Genomic DNA, 19,266 nt, shown 5'->3' on the forward strand with positions numbered 1-19,266 from the left:
TGCCTAGCCTAATGGAATGATATTGCCTTGCCAACCCTGTTGGCCTAAAGAACCGGTTAGCAGCAGTTCTCCCTTATCGGCACGTACAATCAGCTGACCTTTTTCATCCCATAACGCGCTACCGCCGCGCGCGTTCGCCATTAATACCGCGATGGCGTACTTGTGCGCGAAGCGTTGTAACGAACCGATCGATTGTCGCCAGCGGTGCTCGCCCACGGCCAGGCTGCTGGTGAACAGCGTTGCCTCCGGGTCCAGTTCCGGGGCGTCAGCCTGGTTATCCACGATGGTTAACCTTTTATCGCCAGGAATAACACCCGCACCGTTGCCCTGCGGATAACGCCGGATGGTCGACAGGTTAGGGGTGAAAAGCGCGAGTCCTTTCTGGCGCTGGCCGTGTTGCTGGAGCGTAATACCAGCAATCACCGTGATGAAACGTGACTGGGCGGCGTGAAGGAGGGGGGCAAGCTGCAAATCGTCAGGAGGTGGGGGTAAGGATGTTCCGCCTGGGCCGGTAAGCGAAAGCTCCGGAAAGACGATCAAATCGCACCCATGCCAGGCAGCTTCGGCAATAAAGTGCAGGTGATGTTTTACGTGCTCATCAACACAGTTGTGCCGCGGGGCATACTGAGCCGCGGCAATATTCCATCGTGACATCGTGACTTCCTTATACACTAAGTCGCTGGGATTTTAAGATTACACCTAAATTTATCAGGGTTTTCTTATCCTGCCACATAACGCGTAAGGAAGTGTAACGAGACGTTAAGCTTATTTAACTTTAGGTTCGTACGGCAGGCGCGAGAGATTGACGGAGGCGAGGCGATGCGCAATGAGACGTTCGCGAAACCAGTCGCGCAGATGTGCGGGTTGTTCACGCTCTACCACTTCAGCTACGACGGGCATGTTGTAACGCTCTTTGAATGCGACACCCGCGGCGGCGAGATCGACATTCACTTTGTCCATCTCGTCCTGAGGAAGGGCGGCCAGGTTAACGTTCATTTCCTTCTCCTTTTTCTGCGGCGGCAACGTTACCGCGATTGTTCAACGATGACAAGGGAGCAAAGGATGTTCCTCGACTCGTTAATTATACAGAGTTATTCTTTAGCATTCAGGCATAACGAAAAGGAATGATTGTGATGCACTTTACCCCTTCCCGCGTCGCGTGCGCGCTGGCATTTTTGCTCTCTTCAGCAACCGCGACCTCAGCTCTGGCCCATGCGCATCTTAAGCAGCAATCCCCGCAGGAAAATACCGTTGCGGTGGCACCAGAGGTCATTACCCTGAACTTCTCGGAAGGCATTGAGCCTGCCTTCAGCGGCGTGGTGGTGACGGACGCGCAGCAGCACAAGATCCAGACCGGCGCGGTGAAGCGTGACGAGAAGGATAACGCAAAGCTGATTGTTCCTCTTGAGAAACCGTTGACGACCGGCACCTACACGGTGGACTGGCATGTGGTCTCCGTGGACGGCCACAAAACCAAAGGCAGCTATCACTTTAGCGTGAAATAGTATGCTGGCCCTGAGCTACGTCGCGTTACGCTTTATCCATTTTGCTGCGCTGATGCTGCTTTTCGGCAACGCGCTTTACAGCGTCTGGTTTGCACCGTCTTCGTTGCAGCGCCTCATGACCCGGCGTTTCCAGCGGCAGCAGAAACTCGCGGCCTTAATCAGCCTGATGGCGGCTCTGCTGATGTTTGGCCTGCAAAGTGGGTTGATGGGCAACGGCTGGAGCGATGTCATTCGTCCGGCGGTCTGGCGCAGCGTGCTGGGAACGCAATTTGGCGGCGTCTGGTTGTGGCAAATGGTGCTGGCCGCTGTGACGGCGGGCGCTGCATGGCTTACCCCGCAAAAAGGCTCACGGCTGTTACTGCTCGTGATGGGGCAGCTGGTGCTGTTGGCGGGCGTGGGACATGCCGCGATGAACGGTGGCGCACCGGGAGCATTGCATCGTCTCAACCATGCGCTTCACCTGCTCTGCGCCGCGACCTGGGTGGGTGGTTTACTGCCGCTGCTGTTTTGTATGCGTCTGGCGAAAGGCCGCTGGCAGCCAGCCGCTATCTTTACCATGATGCGCTTCTCCCGCGTGGGGCATTACGCCGTGGCAGGCGTGCTGCTGACCGGGATAATCAATACGCTCTTTATTGTTGGCATAAACGTGCCGTGGCATGCGCCTTATGTCCAGCTGTTGTTGTTCAAATGTGCGCTGGTCATGATGATGGTGGCAATTGCGCTGGCGAATCGGTATTTTCTTGTGCCACGCTTTCGCCCGGAGGCCGGGCGGGAACAACAGATTTTTATCAGGATGACACAGGCAGAGGTGGTGCTGGGCGCGCTGGTACTGGCGGCCGTCAGCCTGTTCGCGACCTGGGAACCCTTCTGACAAGGTTAAATAACATATGAAAAAGACACTGCTTTCTCTTTTACTTCTCACCTGTGCCAGCAGTGCGCTGGCCGCGCCGCAGGTCATCACCGTCAGCCGGTTTGAAGTGGGCAAGGAGAACTGGGCATTTAATCGTGAAGAGGTCATGCTCACCTGCCGTCCCGGTAACGCGCTGTATGTCATCAATCCCAGTACGCTCGTGCAGTATCCGTTAAATGACGTAGCGGAGCAGCAGGTGGCCAGCGGGAAAAGTAACGGACAGCCTGTCAGCGTGATCCAGGTGGATGACCCGGCAAACCCCGGGCAGAAGAAAAGTCTGGCACCGTTTATTGAGCGCGCTGAAAAGCTCTGCTAGCCGTCAGGTTTCCAGTAAAAAAAAACCGCAGGTGCTTGTAAAAGCTCTGCGGTTTTTCACATTTAGTGATGTTCTGACGCTTTTTTTCAGACCACTTTTACTGTGGACTGGAAAACCTGACGTCGTCATCTATTCTTAAAGGGCAAGGCGATTGAGCCTGCATTAATGCCAACTTTTAGCGCACGGCTCTCTCCCAAGAGCCATTTCCCTGGACCGAATACAGGAATCGTATTCGGTCTCTTTTTATCCGCATGAAAATAAACGATAAAATCCGGTTTTCGTCTCAGCAGAAGGTTCACTTCCTGTGCGCCTGCCTCAAACATACCACAACCCGGCAGGCGTAAGTCCAGTCCTTTTTGGCTGTTTTGTTAAATTTTTGTTTGTATTTTGCCTGAGACGACTGCGGGATCAATGCGCGCCTGTACGGAAGCCGCAATATCATCAAGTAACGCAAAGCGGCGACGGTATTCGGCGCGTTTTTTGCTGGCAATCTCCTCCAGTGCTTTACGCTCCATCTGGAGCGGCAACTGCCAGCAGAAGGGGGAGAGTTTCTTTCCGTTCAGGCCTTCCCAGAACTCGTCGTAGCTGGCGTGAAAATGACGGCCTTTGCTCAGACGGTAGCGCAGCGCGCGGAAAACATGGCCTTCATCGCTGACGGCAAAAATCGCGCTGATGTTCGAGCGTGAGGCAAGCTGGAAGATCACCTCCATCAGCACGCGTTTCGGGAAAAGACCATGGCAGGCACGGGTAGCCTGTTTAATCACCTCCCGTGAAACATGACGACGTGGACCCTGAAGGCCGCCGATCACCAGCACCGTACGGCCGTTACTGCGTGCGACACAGAACGTCAGGCTGGCAAGCAGCGTATTGTCATTGTCGTGCAGCCAAAGCGTGCTTTCGCCTTCGCGTTCGGCCTTACCTGCGGACGAGGCGTGGACTGTATAGATTTCGCCGTTTTTTGCCTCGAACCGGACAACCGGCACCTCTTGCGGGCTGGTCAGCGCGTGGGCGAGGGCGATGTTTTTCAGACTATCAATCCACTGATAGTGGCTGACGATAGCATCGGCCCGGTCGTTTGAGTTCAGGCCGCGCATCAGATACTGGCGGTGAGTTTTACTCGGCAAGGTAATTTGAGAGGTGAGCAGCCTGTCGAAATCATCGCGCCCGGACAGGGCCTCCAGCATGCGATGGGTGGAGGACCAGAATAAAAGCGAGCGCAGAAGGAACTTTAACCGGTAATCACGTTTGTGCCAGATTGGGCCGGGAACGCGTTTTCCTCTCACCAGTTCAGAAATAATATTTGTGCGATGCGGATAAAAAACATCGTTTTGCAGGTGTATGTTTGACACGTGAAAATCCCTCTTTTTATTCCGCTCTATTTTAAAGGCCAGGGAATAAGGGATTAATAGCGCAGCGATCTTTATTTCCGGCTGGTTTATGGTTTGTTTGGATTCGCGAAATCCGACGCCAGTTCATGACATTTTCTGTGGCAGCTATACTTCTTACAGGAGGCGTTATGTATCAGAAAATAGAGGGAGAACACTGGCGTCATGTCTGGGTTGTCAGCGATATTCATGGTTGCTATCAGTGGCTTATGGATGAGCTGAAACGACGACATTTTAATCCTGATACGGATCTGCTGATCTCGGTGGGGGATATTATCGACCGCGGGCCTGACAGCGTAAAATGTTTACAGCTGATGCAGGAAAACTGGTTTTATGCGATACGCGGTAATCACGAGCAAATGGCGTTAGATGCGCTTAAAAATAATGATTTTAGTCTCTGGTCGATAAATGGTGGTAACTGGTTTACCGGTCTTAAGGACGCTCAACAAAAACAGGCGAAGGGTTTACTCGACGCGTGTCGGGACTTACCGCACATTATTGAAATAACCTGCAAAAACGGTCTCAACGTGATTGCTCATGCGGATTATCCCTCCGCCGAATATGGCTGGCATAAGCCGGTGGATGCCCAGCGCGTGCTGTGGGATCGCGACCGGTTAATGGGCTTTATGGTGGGCAAAGGGCAGGGCATTAGCGGCGCGGATCACTTCTGGTTTGGACATACGCCTGTGGACAAACGCTACGATTTTAACAATCTGCACTACATTGATACGGGGGCAGTATTCGGGGGCTTTCTGACGCTGGCGCAGCTTCAGTAATAAATAACCCGCCTTCGGGCGGGTTCTCTTTGGGTCAGGCAAGACGCAAGACCCAGGCATCGGTTTTACTGTCGTAATGCTCACGGTACAGAACGGAATGTTCCCCATCAAGGATTGCCGGGACGCTGGTATCTGCATCCCAGGCGTCCAGCTGCATGCACAAATCCGGATCGGATTTGCAGGGAATACTTAACGTTCGTTCGCCTTGTGATTCGCCGCGCAATTCAGCGTCGTCGATTTCAAAAGCGCCAATGCGTACGCTGGTTTTCGTCATAATGCTCTCCGGTTTGTTGCCCAAAATCTGGTATGACCAGTGCAGTCACCCATTTTTGATCCTAGACAAGGAGAGCGAAATCGCCAGTAAAAAAATGCGCTTTTTTTCAGGCGCTGCGGTTGTTACCGGTAAACAGGCGGCCATCGCGTACCAGTTCGCGCGGATAGCTGTTTTTCAGCCGCGAGCCGACTTTTTTCGCCAGCCCCAGCGGATAGCCCTGATACGTCACGATGACTTCATCCTGTAACGGGCCGTCTTCCGGGTAAACGTCACGACCGCGATACCACTCTTCCGCTTCCTGATGCGTCAGGGCAAAGGTGTTCTCACTGCCGGCCAGCGCAATGACCGCTTCGTGCTGCCAGCGATAGCCTTTGTTGTGGATCTCCGCCAGGCGAATACCGAGGCGGGAGAAACGCACCTTACCAATCAGCGGTTCGATGTTGACCGGGAACAGCCACAGCTCTTTGTCACGCATCCAGAGGCGCAGGCTCTCATCCCAGTGCAGGCCGACTTTGCTCGCAGCCGCTTGCGCCTGTGCCGCCTCACGGCCTTTGACCGGCGCGAACGGGAAGTTGCCGACCTTAAACTTAGGGGCAGGCAAGGGATCGACGGCGCGGGTTTTACGCAGACGGGCAACAAAGAAGCCTTCGCAATCGTAAATCTGCGGGAAGACATGCAGGAAGCCTTCAGGCGTGGCCGCATGGCTGGCCGAGTCGAAGAGGGTGTCCAGCGGCAGAAACTCGACGGCATCCACATAGCGTTGCTTGAGCCACAGGCAGACGTCCTCGTTTTCATCGCGATTCAGCGTGCAGGTAGAGTAAACCAGCGTCCCGCCTGGGCGCAGGGCATGAAACGCGCTGTCGATCAGTTCGCGCTGCGTGGCGGCGATCTGCAGGTTGCTTTCAACGGACCAGTTTTTTAACGCATCAGGATCTTTACGCACCACGCCTTCGCCGGAGCAGGGCGCGTCGAGCAGGATGGCATCAAAGGCTTCCGGCAGGGCAGCGCCAAACACGCGACCGTCGAAGTGCGTTAACGCGACGTTGTGGATCCCGCAGCGGCTGATATTGGCGTGCAGGACTTTGACGCGGCTGGCGGAAAATTCGTTGGCGAGGATCGCGCCGCGGTTGTTCATCCGGGCGGCAATCTGCGTGGTTTTAGAGCCCGGCGCCGCCGCGACATCCATAACCCGCTCAGGCTGGTTCCCGTCGGCAAACAGCGCAGCAACCGGCAGCATGGAGCTGGCTTCCTGAATATAAAACAGCCCGCTCAGGTGCTCGGCGGTGCTGCCGAGCGGCAGGCTCTCCTCGTCATCCCGTTCGATCCAGAAACCCTCTTCACACCACGGCACTGGCGTTAATTGCCAGCCGTAGGGGGAGACGAGATCCAGAAACGCCCCGACGCTGATTTTCAGCGTATTGACGCGAATACTCCGGCGCAAAGGGCGCTGGCATGCGGCGACGAAATCGTCGAAAGAGAGATGAGCTGGAAGCGCCTCGCGCATCTGTGCGAGGAATTGTTCGGGAAGAAATACGGAGTTTTGAGCCACGGGCACACCACAGGGAAACATTCAGGTGCGCAGTGTAACATAAAGGCTCCGGCGCGTTGACACCGGAGCCTGCGAGATTAACGCGGCAGCGCCGTTCCCCATTCGCGCCACTCTTTCGGTTCACTTTCCAGCAGCAGGAAGTGTTTACCTGCCTGCGCCTTAGGCGCCAGAGGCGTGCCAGGCGGCGTCGCGAAGGCAATGCCGCCGCGAATGAACTGGTTAAAGGTCCCCGTTTTGACCACGCCACCGGTCAGGCCGAAGTCCAGCGAGTAGCCTGAAGCGAGCCAGAACACCGAGTTGTTGCGAACCAGATGCTGATAACGCTGGCTGATGCGCAGGCCGACCATCACGCGATCGGACAGATTACCCAGCGTCAGGCTTGTTACTGTCCCCACTTCAATGCCGCGGAACAGGACCGGCGTACCGATGCCCAGCGAACCGGCTTCCGGCACTTCAACCACAATGCTCAGACCGTCCAGATAACGGGAGTCGGTGATGGTTGCCTCCTGCAACTCAAATTCACGACGCGCGTTGCCGCGACCCGGTTCAACGTTTATGTACGGTTGAAGTATGGTGTCGAGATGCTCAACCCCTGCGGCAGAAATTTGCGGCGTAACCACCGAGAAGCGCGAGCCTGCCCGGGCGAACGTCTGCACATATTCCGGATAAAGCACGGCGGTCGCCTGAACTTCGTTGCGCGCGGTGATCAGCGTCAGCTTCTGGACCTGCCCGATATCAATGCCGAGATAGCGGATGGGCATGCCTTCAGCCAGTTTACCGGCATCAAAGGTGTGCAGGGTAATCTGCCCCCCGACCGCGCGCGCCGCGGTTTCGGACGGGAAGAGGATCCGCTTGTCACCTTTACGCATGTTGCCGCCCGCGCCGCTCAGGTTATCGAAGCTGATCGCACCGCGCAGGGCACGGGAGAGGGGAGACGCCTGTACGGTCAGCCCGCTGCCGTTGAGCTGCACTTTCGCGCCGCCTTCAGCCCAGAACACGCTGTTTGGCGTGAGCAGCTTGCGGTACTCCGGCTTGATATGCAGTTCGATATCAAACGCGTCCGCACGAGGACGAACGGTGATCACTTCCCCGACTTCAAACTTACGATAAAGCACGACGGAGCCTGCCTGGACGTCCGGCAGCGTTTCAGCGCTTAAGGTCAGCGTGGTGGTCGGCAGGTCGCCAAGGCTGTTTTCAATGGCTTTGTCCAGATTGGCGAACAGCGGATAACTCTCGCGCAGCGCACCTTTGCTGCCCGGCAGAATGCGGATCCCGCCGTTAACCCACTCGCTGGCGCTGGCGCCGAGGAACTCAACGCCGTCCAGACCCACCTTCACGTCGACCCGGCTGTTAACCACAAATTTACTGTCGCCGTGAACCAGATTGCTGTACTGCGGATCGATGGCGGCGGAGAAGGAGACCCCTTTTTCTGTCAGCTTACGTTCGAGGACCTGGCCCACCTGCACACCGTGCAGGATCAGCGGTTGCCCGGCTTCGATACCGTAGCTTTCCGGCGCATTCAGCGTAACCGTCAACACGCCCGGTTTTTGCAGCAGGGCTTTATCCGCCGGGGCGATAACAAAGTTTTTGTTCGGCGCGCCTTCACCGGGGATCAGCTCAAAGGTGCTTCCCGTCAGCAGGGAACTGATGCTGGCGTCGCTGAGGGAGAGCTTCGGATTACGCAGTTCAATGCGCGTTTTTTCCCGCAGGAGATCCACCACGCTCGGATCCACCGTCATTTCGCCGGTAACGGAGCCGCCCGCATTGAGGGTTAATTTTGTCAGTTGCCCGACCTCTAAACCCTGGTACATCAACGGGGTCGAACCGGCTTTCAGGCCTTTGGCATCCGGCAGGGTCAGCTTGACGATGACACCGCGCTGGCTGTGCGCCAGGTCGGCGTACAGGCCAAAGGTATCTTCTGCGGCGGCAGGGCTGGAGTCAGCAGGTGAGTCGAAGGCGATAGCGCCATTCACCAGCGCCGCCAGGCTCTCAAGCTTCACTTTCGCACCGCTTAAGCTCAGGTCGGCATCGACGCCGGAGACGTTCCAGAAGCGGCTGCCTTTTTTCACCAGGTTGGTAAAACGGCGCTCGATGAGTACATCAATGGTCACGCCATCTTTGTTCGGGTTAATGGCGTAGTCGTAAACGCGACCAACCGGAATTTTGCGGAAATAGACCAGAGAACCACTGTTCAGCGAGCCCAAATCCGGCGCGCGGAGGTGGATCATCAGATCGCCGTTATTCAGCCGATATTTCGGCTGGGTATCCAGCGCAACAAAGTGATCCTGTGGCTCGCCTTTGCCGGGCATCATGCCGATATAGTTACCGCCCACAAGCGCATCCAGCCCGGAAACGCCGGCCAGGGAGGCTTTAGGCGTGACCAGCCAGAACTGCGTTTCGGCGCGCAGGGCATCCTGCATATCAGACTTAATGCTCGCCCGGACCTGAATTTTGTTCAGCCCTTTGCCGAGGGAAATATCCTGCACGGTACCCACTTCCACCCCCTGGAAGCGAACGGGGGTACGTCCGGCGACAATGCCGTCCGCAGACTGGAAATCAATCGTGATGGTACTTCCGCGATCTTCATAGCTCGTCCAGATAAGCCAGCCTGCGATCATCAGCGCGATGACAGGTAGCAACCAGAATGGCGAAATGCGGCGTTTTGTTTTAATTCTCGCTTCAGTCGGCGAAGCGGGCGTTTCCTGACTCATGTGCGTCCCAAAGTAAGCGGCTGTCCAGCCATTCCACTGCAAGAATAGTCAATATCACCGCAGAGCCGAAATAAAAAGCTGCGGGTCCCATGGTAAAAGCAAGTAACTGATCGCGATTGATGAGCGACATCATCAGCGAAATCACGAACAGATCCAACATCGACCAGCGACCAATCCAGGTCACGAATCGCAGAAGCAGGATGCGGGTGCGTAGTCCTTGTTCGCATTTAAAGTGAATGCTGATAAGCAGCGTAAACATCACCACCACTTTGGTAAAGGGCACCAGAATACTGGCGATGAAAACAATGGCGGCGACCCCCACGTTACTGTGCGCCAGAGAGATAATCCCTGAAAGGATAGTATCTTCCTGACGGGCGCCGTTCACATAAATTACGGAGATCGGCAGCATGTTGGCCGGGAACAAAAATACCAGGGAGGCGATAAGCGCCGCCCAGCATTTTTGCAGGCTGTTGTTGCGTCGCAATCTTAACGGAATGTGGCAGCGCGGACATCTCCCGCGTTTATCCGGAAAACCGGTGTAATGGCACCCCAGGCAGACGCGCAGGTTGTCATCAGGCCGGGTCGCGGGACGCTGCGGGTAAAATCGCTCCCAAAGCTGTTCAACATTGAGATGAATCAGGGTCAGAATACTCAGCAGGACCAGTGAAATAAACGCAAAAAGGCCAATGCCAGGTTGTAAAAATGCATAATCCTGCACCTTGATAGACGCCACGCCGACGCCCACCAGATAGATGTCCAGCATCACCCACTCCTTGAGCTTTTCCAGCATGAGCAGGACGGGGCGCAGGTTCATCCCCAGTATGTTGCCAAACCACAGGTAGGCAATTGCCGCGACCAGCACCAACGGCGCGCCGACGACGCAGAACAGCACCATGGCGGCCGTAAGCGGATCGCCCTGGCGCGTCATCTGCCAGATCCCCTGCAACACGTTAGCGTCAATACGCACGCCAAGCAGGTATAGCTTTAACAGCGGCTCGGTCCAGGCGAAGGGCATCAGCAGCAGCATGGTTACCGCCATTGCCGCCAGACGCGTCAATGACCAGTCCCGGCCATCGCGAATTTTGGCATCGCAGCATGGACAAAAAGCACTTTGGTGCGATTTCATCTTCGGCAACATAAAAAGCGTATCGCACTGGGGACAACGCTGATAATGTGCACGGGGCAGAGCCTGGCTTACCGTACGGACAACGATCTTTCGTGTCGGCGTAATTTGGGGTGTTTTTAGGGCCATCAGTCGCACACAGATTAGTATTGTTGAAAGTTATAATAACTCATGAACGGATTCATCTTGAGCATGAGCGCATTTAATGCTTATTTTAATAGGCTATGCGGTAACTATGTAAGATAACTAAGTGATTGAATAATGAACAAAACAGAATTCTACGCGGATCTGAATCGCGATTTTAAGGCATTAATGGCAGGGGAAACCAGTTTCTTAGCCACTCTGGCAAATACCAGTGCGTTACTGTTCGAACGCCTTTCTGACGTGAACTGGGCGGGCTTTTATCTGCTGGAAGGCGACACGCTGGTACTGGGGCCTTTCCAGGGGAAACTCGCCTGCGTGCGTATCCCGGTAGGTCGCGGCGTGTGCGGTACCGCAGTGGCGACCCGTCAGGTTCAGCGTGTCGAAGATGTTCATGCGTTTGACGGCCACATCGCCTGCGATGCCAGCAGCAATTCTGAAATCGTACTGCCGCTGGTGGTTAAAAATCAGATTATTGGCGTTCTGGATATCGACAGCACGGTCTTCAGTCGCTTTACTGCCGAGGATGAGCAGGGGCTGCGCGCGCTGGCCGCAAACCTGGAAAATGTTCTGGCAGACACCGATTATCATAAATTCTTTGCGAGCGTCGCAGGATAATCAACGGATAACGTAGCATTTACTGATAGCGTCATTATAATGTCGCCTGTTCATGCCTGCGCTTGTTGGCAACGTCCGTTGTAATCAGGAAATTTCATGGAAAATCAACCTAAGTTGAATAGCAGTAAAGAAGTTATCGCATTTCTGGCCGAGCGTTTCCCGCAGTGCTTCAGCGCTGAAGGTGAAGCGCGTCCTCTGAAAGTCGGTATCTTTCAGGATTTGGTCGCGCGCGTTGAGGGGGAGATGAACCTCAGCAAAACGCAGCTTCGTTCTGCCTTGCGCCTTTATACCTCGAGCTGGCGTTACCTGTACGGTATCAAGCCGGGTGCGACCCGTGTCGACCTTGACGGCAACCCGTGCGGTGAGCTGGACGAGCAGCACGTAGAACATGCGCGTAAGCAGCTTGAAGAAGCCAAAGCTCGCGTGCAGGCACAGCGTGCGGAACAGCAGGCGAAAAAACGCGAAGCCGCAGCGGCAAACGGTCAGGAAGACGCCCCTCGTCGCGAGCGTAAACCGCGCCCGGCACCGCGTCGTACTGAAAATAACGATCGCAAACCGCGTGCTGACAAACCAGCAGCTAAAGCCCCACGTGCGCCGCGCGAAGAGCCGCGCCACACCCCGGTTTCTGACATCAATGCGCTGAGCGTAGGTCAGTCTCTGAAGGTGAAAGCGGGTAACAACGCGATGGACGCCACCGTACTGGAAATCACCAAAGATGGCGTTCGTGTACAGCTGACTTCTGGTATGTCAATGATTGTACGCGCAGAACACTTGTTGTTCTGAAACGGAGGCCGAGCCTGGCATGAACACTTTTTTTAAGCTCACCGCGCTGGCTGGCCTGTTTGCTATAACAGGCCACGCTTTCGCTGTGGACGATATTACGCGTGTTGATCAAATTCCGGTTCTCAAGGAAGAGACTCAGCACGCGACGGTGAGTGAGCGCGTGACGTCGCGCTTTACTCGTTCGCACTATCGTCAGTTCGATCTCGATCAGGCCTTTTCGGCCAAAATCTTTGACCGTTATCTGAACTTGCTGGATTACAGTCATAACGTACTGCTGGCCAGCGATGTCGAACAGTTCGCTAAACGCAAATCCGAAGTGGGTGATGAGCTGCGCTCCGGAAAACTCGATCTGTTCTACGATCTGTACAACTTATCGCAAAAGCGCCGTTTTGAGCGTTATCAATACGCGCTGAAAGTGCTGGAACGTCCTATGGACTTCACCGGCAACGACACCTTTAATCTGGACCGCAGCAAAGCGCCATGGCCGAAAGACGAGGCTGAACTGAATGCGCTGTGGGATGGAAAAGTCAAATATGACGAACTGAGCCTCAAGCTCACAGGCAAAGACGAGAAAGAGATCCGTGAGACGTTAAACCGTCGCTACAAGTTCGCTATTCGCCGACTGGCGCAGACCAACAGTGAAGATGTTTTCTCGCTGGCGATGACCGCGTTTGCGCACGAAATTGATCCGCACACTAATTATCTCTCTCCACGTAACACCGAACAGTTCAATACCGAAATGAGCCTGTCTCTGGAAGGTATCGGTGCTGTGCTTCAGATGGACGATGACTACACCGTAATCAACTCCATGGTGGCCGGTGGCCCTGCATCGAAAAGCAAAGCGATCAGCGTAGGCGACCGTATTGTCGGTGTGGGCCAAACCGGAAAGAGCATGGTGGACGTGATTGGCTGGCGTCTTGATGACGTAGTTGCGCTGATCAAAGGGCCGAAGGGCAGCAAAGTTCGCCTTGAGATCCTGCCAGCCGGTAAGGGGACCAAAACCCGTATCGTTACTCTGACCCGTGAGCGTATCCGTCTGGAAGATCGCGCGGTGAAAATGTCGGTGAAAACCGTGGGTAAAGAGAAGGTTGGCGTTCTGGATATCCCAGGTTTCTACGTCGGCCTGACCGATGATGTGAAAGTGCAGCTTCAGAAGCTTGAAAAGCAGAATGTCAGCAGCGTGATCATTGACCTGCGCAGCAACGGCGGCGGGGCATTGACCGAGGCCGTCTCGCTTTCCGGGCTGTTTATCCCGTCTGGCCCGGTGGTACAGGTGCGCGATAACAACGGTAAAGTGCGTGAAGATGCGGATACCGATGGTGTGGTCTACTATAAGGGGCCGCTGGTGGTGCTTGTCGATCGCTTCAGCGCCTCTGCATCGGAAATCTTCGCTGCTGCCATGCAGGATTACGGCCGGGCGTTAATCGTCGGCGAACCGACGTTTGGCAAGGGCACCGTTCAGCAGTACCGCTCTCTGAACCGTATTTACGACCAGATGCTGCGCCCTGAATGGCCGGCTCTGGGCTCAGTACAGTACACCATTCAGAAGTTTTACCGCGTCAACGGCGGCAGCACGCAGCGCAAAGGCGTGACGCCGGATATTATGATGCCGACAGGTACCGAAGAGACGGAAACGGGCGAGAAGTTTGAAGATAACGCGCTGCCGTGGGATAGCATTGATGCCGCGACATTCGTGAAATCGGGTGATATGAAACAGTTCGGACCGGAACTGCTGAAAAATCACAACGATCGCATCGGGAAGGATCCGGAATTCCAGTACATCATGAAGGACATCGCGCGTTTCAACGCCCTGAAAGCAAAACGGAACATTGTGTCTCTGAACTACGCTCAGCGTGAGAAAGAGAACAATGAAGATGACGCGACACGTCTGGCGCGTATCAACGATCGCTTCAAACGTGAAGGCAAGCCTCTGCTCAAAAAACTGGACGATCTGCCTAAGGATTACCAGGAGCCCGATCCGTATCTGGACGAGACGGTGCATATCGCGCTTGATCTCGCGAAGCTGGAAAAAGAGAAACCTGCTGTGCAACCTGCTCCGACAAAATAATCCCCCAACAGGCACAAGAAATTGTGCCTGTTTCTTTTTGTTCCTCATCCTTCCGTCAGGCAGATTTCCAATTGTGTAAAGTTGTGTCTTTCTGGTGACTTACGCCGTCTGGATGCTTGAAAATAGCCGTAATACCCATACGATGTGGGTAATCGCATAGTGCGTTTTGTTAAACTGAGGTTAAAAGAATATTATGATGCGAATCGCGCTCTTCCTGCTCACCAACCTGGCGGTGATGGTGGTATTCGGGCTGGTGCTAAGCCTGACGGGAATTCAGTCGAGCAGCGTTCAGGGTCTGTTGATTATGGCGCTGCTGTTTGGTTTCGGTGGCTCTTTCATTTCACTGCTAATGTCGAAGTGGATGGCACTGAAATCCGTGGGCGGTGAAGTTATTGAGCAACCGCGTAACGATATGGAGCAGTGGCTGATGAGCACGGTTGCTCAGCAGTCAAAGCAGGCAGGCATTGCCATGCCGCAGGTAGCCATCTACCACGCGCCGGATATCAACGCGTTTGCTACCGGTGCGCGTCGTGACGCGTCCCTGGTGGCCGTCAGCACCGGTCTGCTGCAAAACATGAGCCGTGACGAAGCGGAAGCGGTTATTGCTCACGAGATCAGCCACATCGCTAATGGCGATATGGTCACCATGACCCTGATCCAGGGCGTGGTGAACACCTTCGTTATCTTTATTTCCCGTATTCTGGCGCAGATTGCTGCCGGGTTTATGGGTGGCAACCGTGATGAGGGTGAAGAGAGCAACGGCAACCCGCTGATCTATTTTGCTGTTTCAATGGTGCTGGAGCTGGTGTTCGGTATCCTGGCAAGCATTATTACCATGTGGTTCTCCCGTCATCGTGAGTTCCATGCGGATGCCGGTTCCGCGAAACTGGTGGGTCGTGAAAAGATGATTGCTGCGCTGCAACGTCTTAAAACCAGCTACGAGCCGCAGGAAGCAAACAGCATGATGGCCTTCTGCATCAACGGCAAGTCAAAGTCGCTGAGCGAGCTGTTTATGTCTCACCCGCCGCTGGATAAACGTATTGAAGCGCTGCGTAGCGGCGAATATCTGAAGTAACGTAATCGGGTTGAAAACAACCGGGCAGGAGTCCTTCTCCGCCCGGTTTTTTTATGCCTGCGCCTTTGGCTGGGTGACACGAAGACCGCTAATGACAGCCGCGAGGGTCGCCAGTGTCCCTGCGGTAATCAGCGCAACGTGTGTCGCATTCTGCCCGGCCAGGTTAAACATCAAGGCTACCAGTGCGGCCCCGGTGCTTTGCCCTAACAGTCTTGCCGTGCCCAGCATCCCGCTGGCGCCACCGCTGCGATGACGTGGGGCAGAGGTGATAATCGTGTGGTTATTAGGGGACTGGAACAGACCAAAACCGGCCCCGCACAGGATCATGCGCCAGATAATATCCAGATCCCCTGGCGAGGCGGGCAGGAGCGCCAGTGCAAACAGTCCCACCGCCATGACAACCAGCCCAATCGCCCCCAGAAGCCCGGCATGAACGCGCTCAATAAGGTAACCGGCCAGCGGGGCCATCACCATGGTTGCCAGAGGCCAGGGCGTGAGCAGCAAGCCTGTTTCCACTTCCGAACGGCCAATCACGCTCTGCAAAAAGAACGGCAGCGCAACCAGCGCCAGCATCTGGGCGCAGAACGAGCAAATGGAGGTACAAATGGATAGCGAAAACAGCGGAATACGCAGCAAATCCACCGGCAGTAACGGCACGGGCAGCGCCAGCTGACGTCGTACGAAGAAAAATCCGATGATAAGCATGGCAACGATTTCTGCGGCAATGAGCGACAGAGACTGCCCCTGCGCAAATCCGCTCAGCGCGGTAATCAGCAGGCCAAAGGTCAGCGCGTTCATCACGGCGCTGGGCAGGTCAAAACGCGGCATGGTGTTTTTCGGACCATTTTCCGGAAGATAGCGCAGGGCGAAGAAGATCGCCACAATACCCAGCGGCACATTAATGGCAAACAGCCACTGCCACGAGGCAACGGACAGAATGGCGGCGGCAATCGTCGGCCCGGCAGCGGACGACACGGCCACAATAAAGGAATTAATGCCCATGCCGCGCCCCAGGTGGCGGTGAGGATAGATAAGCCGTATGAGGGCCGTGTTCACGCTCATTAGCGCCGCGCCGCCAAAGCCCTGCGCGATACGCGCCAGGGTGAGGGTGTGCAGTGAATCGGAAAGGGCACAGAAGAGCGAGGTGAGGGTAAAGACCACCAGCCCGCACTGGTAAACCCGGCGATAGCCAAACATATCGCCCAGGAAAGAGAGTGACAGGAGGGAAATCACAATTGCTATCTGGTACGCGTTCACAATCCAGATGGAGCTTGCGGGAGAAGCATTAAGGTCTTTTGCAATGGTAGGAAGAGCAACGTTGGCAATCGCACCGTCAAGGACAGCCATCGAAATACCGATGACAATAGTGGCAATTGCCCCGTACCTCTGCGGTAAGGGCAGGCCATCAGAAACGTTTTTTTGCATGGGAAAAGAATGACTCAGCGTGAAATTATTTTCAGAGTAACTATTTTAGCATCGTTATTTCGGTTTTATGTCGCAGATTTGTAACGAAGTAAACCCAGATAGATTGCAGCACGCATCACACGAATTTATAATAAAAACCGGTTCTGATTTTTATAAAACACTCTCCATGAGGTGATAAATGGCAATCGCAGATTTGGATAAGCAGCCAGATTCTGTTTCTTCCGTGCTGAAGGTGTTTGGCATCTTGCAGGCGCTCGGAGAAGAGCGTGAAATTGGTATTACAGAGTTGTCGCAGCGTGTGATGATGTCGAAAAGCACCGTTTATCGCTTTTTGCAGACGATGAAATCATTGGGTTATGTCGCGCAGGAAGGAGAATCAGAAAAATATTCTCTGACGCTGAAACTGTTTGAACTGGGCGCCCGCGCTTTGCAAAACGTGGATCTGATCCGCAGCGCTGACATTCAGATGCGTGAACTTTCACGATTGACGAAAGAGACAATTCACCTCGGTGCGCTGGATGAAGACAGCATTGTTTACATCCACAAAATTGACTCCATGTACAACCTGCGCATGTATTCACGCATCGGTCGTCGTAACCCGCTCTACAGCACCGCAATTGGTAAAGTACTGCTGGCCTGGCGCGATCGCGAAGAGGTGAAGCAGATTCTTGACGGGGTGGAGTACAAACGCAGCACCGACCGCACCATTACCAGTACGGATGAACTGCTGAGCGTGCTGGATAATGTGCGTGAGCAGGGTTACGGGGAAGATAACGAAGAGCAGGAAGAGGGGCTGCGTTGCATCGGTGTGCCGGTATTTGACCGCTTCGGCGTTGTCATTGCGGGCCTGAGCATTTCGTTCCCAACGCTGCGTTTCTCTGAAGAGCGTCTTCATGAATATGTGGCGATCCTGCATACCGCAGCGCGCAAAATTTCAGAGCAGATGGGCTATAACGATTATCCGTTCTGATCGACGCTTTCAATAAAAACGCCGCAACAGTGCGGCGTTCTTGTAAGCGAAATTCAACGCTGATTAACCGTTATCAATCACATCAGATGATTTACGCAGCACAGGACAGTTGGTTAACCCGATGATCCCGCTGTCGGAATGGATGTACTGCGCCGTGCTTACCCCCCGGGCGGTAAGATATTTACACTGGATACCCAGACCCGCGGCATTTTCTTTGCTTCCCATTAATACGCCGTACCCACTTAATAACAGGCCGATCCACACAATGGCCAGTACAATTACTGTACGAATAAGTAAACGCATCGTTGCCTCTTTTTTCTTTGTTGTCATGGAGTAAGCGTAACGGGTTTACGCAGTGAAACAAGTGCACGATTCCGAAAAGCGTCTGTTGAAGGTACAGTTAGCCCCTGTTTAAGATAACCGTGATAACCTGGCTGCATCAGGTCATAAGACGGAGTGTGGAGTGAAAAAAATACGCTGGGTAATTCTGATTATAGTGTTGATAGCTTGTGTGGTGCTGTGGACGCAGACTATCAATGTGATGTGCGATCAGGATGTACAATTCTTTAGCGGCATTTCTTCAATCAATAAGTTTATCCCCTGGTAGAGGCCATTTTTACGCTGAGTGATGTCCTTACGTGGCGGCAGTGGTAAAATGACTGTTTTTACTGAGGTGGTGAAATGGGTGAGTTACTGAATTCGGGGCTGCTGAGCATTGCATCCCTGGTAATGTCTTTGGTGGTGCTGGTCGTTGGGCTGGTACTGTGGTTCTTCGTTAACCGCGCCAGCTCCCGCACAAACGAGCAGATTGAACTGCTGGAAGCATTGCTCGATCAGCAGAAACGGCAGAATGCGTTGCTGCGTCGTCTGTGCGAAGCCAACGAGCCGGAGGAGAAAGCGGTACCTAAGGACGCTGTTGCTCAACAACAGGACGAGGAAGACTTCATTCGCCTGGTAGCCGAACGATAGTTTGCCCGGAAAGGGAGGTGGCCTGACGTACGGCGTAAATCCCCTCCCTTATCAAATGTGATCCACAACATCCCAACATATAATTAAGCAGCAGTTAACTATTGTTTCAGCATACTGAAAACTGGTGAATATTTATCCTTATTCGATAATTACCGTTTCGTTGAATAAATTGTGTGTTTTATCTTTCCCGAAGTGTTTTATTTTTATCGAAACGTTTTGCTTGCCTTGTTTTGAGGCAGAGTCATAAAAATTTCATTATTTTGGTGCAGAATAACGCTAATTAAATGGTGGATTTTAATACAATTAGCAAAATGTAATTAACATCGTATATTCCCTGACACATGTCGGTGCGTTGCAATGTTTTCAGCATAACTTTTCACAAAATGTTCTAACTCAGTCATTCTTTTAAAGAAAATCAGGGATTGGGATGGACGCTTTGAAATGATTGAGCTATGTTTAAAAAGTCTTTGATTACAGGGCGCGTCAACGCACCCTGCGGGCAGTGAGGTCAGGTAGCGCTTCATTTGACAATTCGCATAACTGTGCAGATTGTTATGGAGTAACACCTGAATTTGTGCGGCGGATCGAGACATGTTTAAAAATGGCTTGCCATATTAAACGTTGTGTGTGATAACACGTTTTGGGTCAAACGAGGTACAGTTCTGTTT

21 protein-coding genes are annotated in these 19,266 nt (G+C 53.9%); 11 read left to right on the top strand and 10 right to left on the bottom strand.

The features are described 5' to 3' along the window. Positions 1 to 3: 3 nt before the first annotated feature. Both AM329_RS03995 and AM329_RS04000 read right to left on the bottom strand, forming a co-directional pair. The gene (locus tag AM329_RS03995) at positions 4 to 654 is read right to left on the bottom strand and encodes a carbon-nitrogen hydrolase family protein (RefSeq protein ID WP_032609512.1); all 651 of its coding nucleotides are present in this window, start codon (positions 652 to 654) and stop codon (positions 4 to 6) included. Positions 655 to 765: 111 nt separating this feature from the next. Beyond that, positions 766 to 996: a DNA polymerase III subunit theta gene (locus tag AM329_RS04000; protein ID WP_003859784.1), complete on the bottom strand. Its 231-nt coding sequence runs from the start codon at positions 994 to 996 to the stop codon at positions 766 to 768. 137 nt (positions 997 to 1,133) lie between these two features. Here AM329_RS04000 and yobA point away from each other — a divergent pair, with 137 nt between their 5' ends. From yobA to AM329_RS04015, 3 genes are read left to right on the top strand one after another with little or no spacing between them, the layout of a single operon-like run. Further along, positions 1,134 to 1,505: a CopC domain-containing protein YobA gene (yobA, locus tag AM329_RS04005; protein ID WP_023314337.1), complete on the top strand. Its 372-nt coding sequence runs from the start codon at positions 1,134 to 1,136 to the stop codon at positions 1,503 to 1,505. A gap of 1 nt (position 1,506) precedes the next feature. Then, the gene (gene copD / locus AM329_RS04010; protein WP_022651438.1) at positions 1,507 to 2,376 is read left to right on the top strand and encodes a copper homeostasis membrane protein CopD; all 870 of its coding nucleotides are present in this window, start codon (positions 1,507 to 1,509) and stop codon (positions 2,374 to 2,376) included. Positions 2,377 to 2,392: 16 nt separating this feature from the next. Next, the gene (locus tag AM329_RS04015) at positions 2,393 to 2,731 is read left to right on the top strand and encodes a YebY family protein (RefSeq protein ID WP_032609509.1); all 339 of its coding nucleotides are present in this window, start codon (positions 2,393 to 2,395) and stop codon (positions 2,729 to 2,731) included. 125 nt (positions 2,732 to 2,856) lie between these two features. Here AM329_RS04015 and AM329_RS04020 read toward each other — a convergent pair whose 3' ends face one another. Together AM329_RS04020 and AM329_RS04025 are read right to left on the bottom strand one after the other, a co-directional pair. Continuing rightward, positions 2,857 to 3,054 carry a hypothetical protein gene (locus AM329_RS04020; protein WP_032609507.1) on the bottom strand — a complete coding sequence of 66 codons (198 nt, stop codon included), beginning with the start codon at positions 3,052 to 3,054 and terminating at the stop codon, positions 2,857 to 2,859. 45 nt (positions 3,055 to 3,099) lie between these two features. Then, complete coding sequence (locus AM329_RS04025) at positions 3,100 to 4,080, bottom strand: VirK/YbjX family protein (RefSeq protein WP_003859879.1); 981 nt, start codon at positions 4,078 to 4,080, stop codon at positions 3,100 to 3,102. A 167-nt stretch (positions 4,081 to 4,247) separates the two neighbouring features. On the opposite strand from AM329_RS04025, the gene pphA reads away from it, so the two are divergent. Further along, positions 4,248 to 4,892, top strand: coding sequence for a protein-serine/threonine phosphatase (gene pphA / locus AM329_RS04030; protein WP_023324865.1), 645 nt, complete (start codon positions 4,248 to 4,250; stop codon positions 4,890 to 4,892). Between the two features lie 34 nt (positions 4,893 to 4,926). Here the strand turns inward: pphA and AM329_RS04035 are convergent, their stop codons facing one another. The 4 genes from AM329_RS04035 to yebS form a co-directional block, all read right to left on the bottom strand. Further along, positions 4,927 to 5,166 (bottom strand): YebV family protein, encoded by a 240-nt coding sequence (locus AM329_RS04035; RefSeq protein ID WP_003859885.1) that lies wholly within the window; start codon positions 5,164 to 5,166, stop codon positions 4,927 to 4,929. A 106-nt stretch (positions 5,167 to 5,272) separates the two neighbouring features. After that, entirely contained in the window at positions 5,273 to 6,736 is a 1,464-nt protein-coding gene (rsmF, locus tag AM329_RS04040; protein ID WP_032609505.1) for a 16S rRNA (cytosine(1407)-C(5))-methyltransferase RsmF, read from the bottom strand. Between the two features lie 56 nt (positions 6,737 to 6,792). Then, positions 6,793 to 9,426, bottom strand: coding sequence for a PqiB family protein (locus AM329_RS04045; RefSeq protein ID WP_003859888.1), 2,634 nt, complete (start codon positions 9,424 to 9,426; stop codon positions 6,793 to 6,795). Then, positions 9,395 to 10,678, bottom strand: coding sequence for a membrane integrity lipid transport subunit YebS (yebS, locus tag AM329_RS04050; protein WP_003859890.1), 1,284 nt, complete (start codon positions 10,676 to 10,678; stop codon positions 9,395 to 9,397). The genes AM329_RS04045 and yebS overlap by 32 nt, the downstream gene beginning before the upstream one ends. Positions 10,679 to 10,810: 132 nt before the next feature. Between yebS and AM329_RS04055 the strand changes: the two genes are divergently transcribed. From AM329_RS04055 to htpX, 4 genes are all read left to right on the top strand, one after another. Next, entirely contained in the window at positions 10,811 to 11,308 is a 498-nt protein-coding gene (locus tag AM329_RS04055) for a GAF domain-containing protein (protein ID WP_032609503.1), read from the top strand. 96 nt (positions 11,309 to 11,404) lie between these two features. Further along, on the top strand, positions 11,405 to 12,091 hold the full coding sequence (gene proQ / locus AM329_RS04060; RefSeq protein ID WP_003859895.1) for an RNA chaperone ProQ: 687 nt from the start codon (positions 11,405 to 11,407) through the stop codon (positions 12,089 to 12,091). Positions 12,092 to 12,110: 19 nt separating this feature from the next. Continuing rightward, entirely contained in the window at positions 12,111 to 14,159 is a 2,049-nt protein-coding gene (gene prc / locus AM329_RS04065) for a carboxy terminal-processing peptidase (RefSeq protein WP_003859896.1), read from the top strand. A gap of 193 nt (positions 14,160 to 14,352) precedes the next feature. Beyond that, complete coding sequence (htpX, locus tag AM329_RS04070) at positions 14,353 to 15,234, top strand: protease HtpX (RefSeq protein WP_003859899.1); 882 nt, start codon at positions 14,353 to 14,355, stop codon at positions 15,232 to 15,234. Positions 15,235 to 15,285: 51 nt separating this feature from the next. Here the strand turns inward: htpX and AM329_RS04075 are convergent, their stop codons facing one another. After that, on the bottom strand, positions 15,286 to 16,659 hold the full coding sequence (locus AM329_RS04075; RefSeq protein ID WP_023314330.1) for an MFS transporter: 1,374 nt from the start codon (positions 16,657 to 16,659) through the stop codon (positions 15,286 to 15,288). A gap of 178 nt (positions 16,660 to 16,837) precedes the next feature. Between AM329_RS04075 and kdgR the strand changes: the two genes are divergently transcribed. Continuing rightward, a complete protein-coding gene (gene kdgR / locus AM329_RS04080; protein WP_003859903.1) occupies positions 16,838 to 17,629 on the top strand; it encodes a DNA-binding transcriptional regulator KdgR in 792 nt (263 codons plus the stop codon). A 63-nt stretch (positions 17,630 to 17,692) separates the two neighbouring features. Here kdgR and AM329_RS04085 read toward each other — a convergent pair whose 3' ends face one another. After that, on the bottom strand, positions 17,693 to 17,932 hold the full coding sequence (locus AM329_RS04085; protein ID WP_003859905.1) for a YobH family protein: 240 nt from the start codon (positions 17,930 to 17,932) through the stop codon (positions 17,693 to 17,695). Between the two features lie 160 nt (positions 17,933 to 18,092). Here AM329_RS04085 and mgrB point away from each other — a divergent pair, with 160 nt between their 5' ends. Both mgrB and AM329_RS04095 read left to right on the top strand, forming a co-directional pair. Beyond that, positions 18,093 to 18,236, top strand: coding sequence for a PhoP/PhoQ regulator MgrB (gene mgrB / locus AM329_RS04090; RefSeq protein WP_075155258.1), 144 nt, complete (start codon positions 18,093 to 18,095; stop codon positions 18,234 to 18,236). 74 nt (positions 18,237 to 18,310) lie between these two features. After that, positions 18,311 to 18,598 carry a YebO family protein gene (locus AM329_RS04095; RefSeq protein WP_003859907.1) on the top strand — a complete coding sequence of 96 codons (288 nt, stop codon included), beginning with the start codon at positions 18,311 to 18,313 and terminating at the stop codon, positions 18,596 to 18,598. Positions 18,599 to 19,266: the final 668 nt, after the last annotated feature.

The sequence above is a fragment of the Enterobacter cloacae complex sp. AR_0002 genome (genome assembly GCF_001922365.1).
GTDB classification, from domain to species: domain Bacteria; phylum Pseudomonadota; class Gammaproteobacteria; order Enterobacterales; family Enterobacteriaceae; genus Enterobacter; species Enterobacter hormaechei_C.

Bases quoted from the DNA above. Each gene is read 5' to 3' on its own strand.
- AM329_RS03995 (WP_032609512.1), bottom strand. From the start codon at position 654: ATGTCACGATGGAATATTGCCGCGGCTCAGTATGCCCCGCGGCACAAC.
- AM329_RS04000 (WP_003859784.1), bottom strand. From the start codon at position 996: ATGAACGTTAACCTGGCCGCCCTTCCTCAGGACGAGATGGACAAAGTG.
- yobA (WP_023314337.1), top strand. From the start codon at position 1,134: ATGCACTTTACCCCTTCCCGCGTCGCGTGCGCGCTGGCATTTTTGCTC.
- copD (WP_022651438.1), top strand. From the start codon at position 1,507: ATGCTGGCCCTGAGCTACGTCGCGTTACGCTTTATCCATTTTGCTGCG.
- AM329_RS04015 (WP_032609509.1), top strand. From the start codon at position 2,393: ATGAAAAAGACACTGCTTTCTCTTTTACTTCTCACCTGTGCCAGCAGT.
- AM329_RS04020 (WP_032609507.1), bottom strand. From the start codon at position 3,054: ATGTTTGAGGCAGGCGCACAGGAAGTGAACCTTCTGCTGAGACGAAAA.
- pphA (WP_023324865.1), top strand. From the start codon at position 4,248: ATGTATCAGAAAATAGAGGGAGAACACTGGCGTCATGTCTGGGTTGTC.
- AM329_RS04035 (WP_003859885.1), bottom strand. From the start codon at position 5,166: ATGACGAAAACCAGCGTACGCATTGGCGCTTTTGAAATCGACGACGCT.
- rsmF (WP_032609505.1), bottom strand. From the start codon at position 6,736: ATGTTTCCCTGTGGTGTGCCCGTGGCTCAAAACTCCGTATTTCTTCCC.
- AM329_RS04045 (WP_003859888.1), bottom strand. From the start codon at position 9,426: ATGAGTCAGGAAACGCCCGCTTCGCCGACTGAAGCGAGAATTAAAACA.
- yebS (WP_003859890.1), bottom strand. From the start codon at position 10,678: ATGGCCCTAAAAACACCCCAAATTACGCCGACACGAAAGATCGTTGTC.
- AM329_RS04055 (WP_032609503.1), top strand. From the start codon at position 10,811: ATGAACAAAACAGAATTCTACGCGGATCTGAATCGCGATTTTAAGGCA.
- proQ (WP_003859895.1), top strand. From the start codon at position 11,405: ATGGAAAATCAACCTAAGTTGAATAGCAGTAAAGAAGTTATCGCATTT.
- prc (WP_003859896.1), top strand. From the start codon at position 12,111: ATGAACACTTTTTTTAAGCTCACCGCGCTGGCTGGCCTGTTTGCTATA.
- htpX (WP_003859899.1), top strand. From the start codon at position 14,353: ATGATGCGAATCGCGCTCTTCCTGCTCACCAACCTGGCGGTGATGGTG.
- AM329_RS04075 (WP_023314330.1), bottom strand. From the start codon at position 16,659: ATGCAAAAAAACGTTTCTGATGGCCTGCCCTTACCGCAGAGGTACGGG.
- kdgR (WP_003859903.1), top strand. From the start codon at position 16,838: ATGGCAATCGCAGATTTGGATAAGCAGCCAGATTCTGTTTCTTCCGTG.
- AM329_RS04085 (WP_003859905.1), bottom strand. From the start codon at position 17,932: ATGCGTTTACTTATTCGTACAGTAATTGTACTGGCCATTGTGTGGATC.
- AM329_RS04095 (WP_003859907.1), top strand. From the start codon at position 18,311: ATGGGTGAGTTACTGAATTCGGGGCTGCTGAGCATTGCATCCCTGGTA.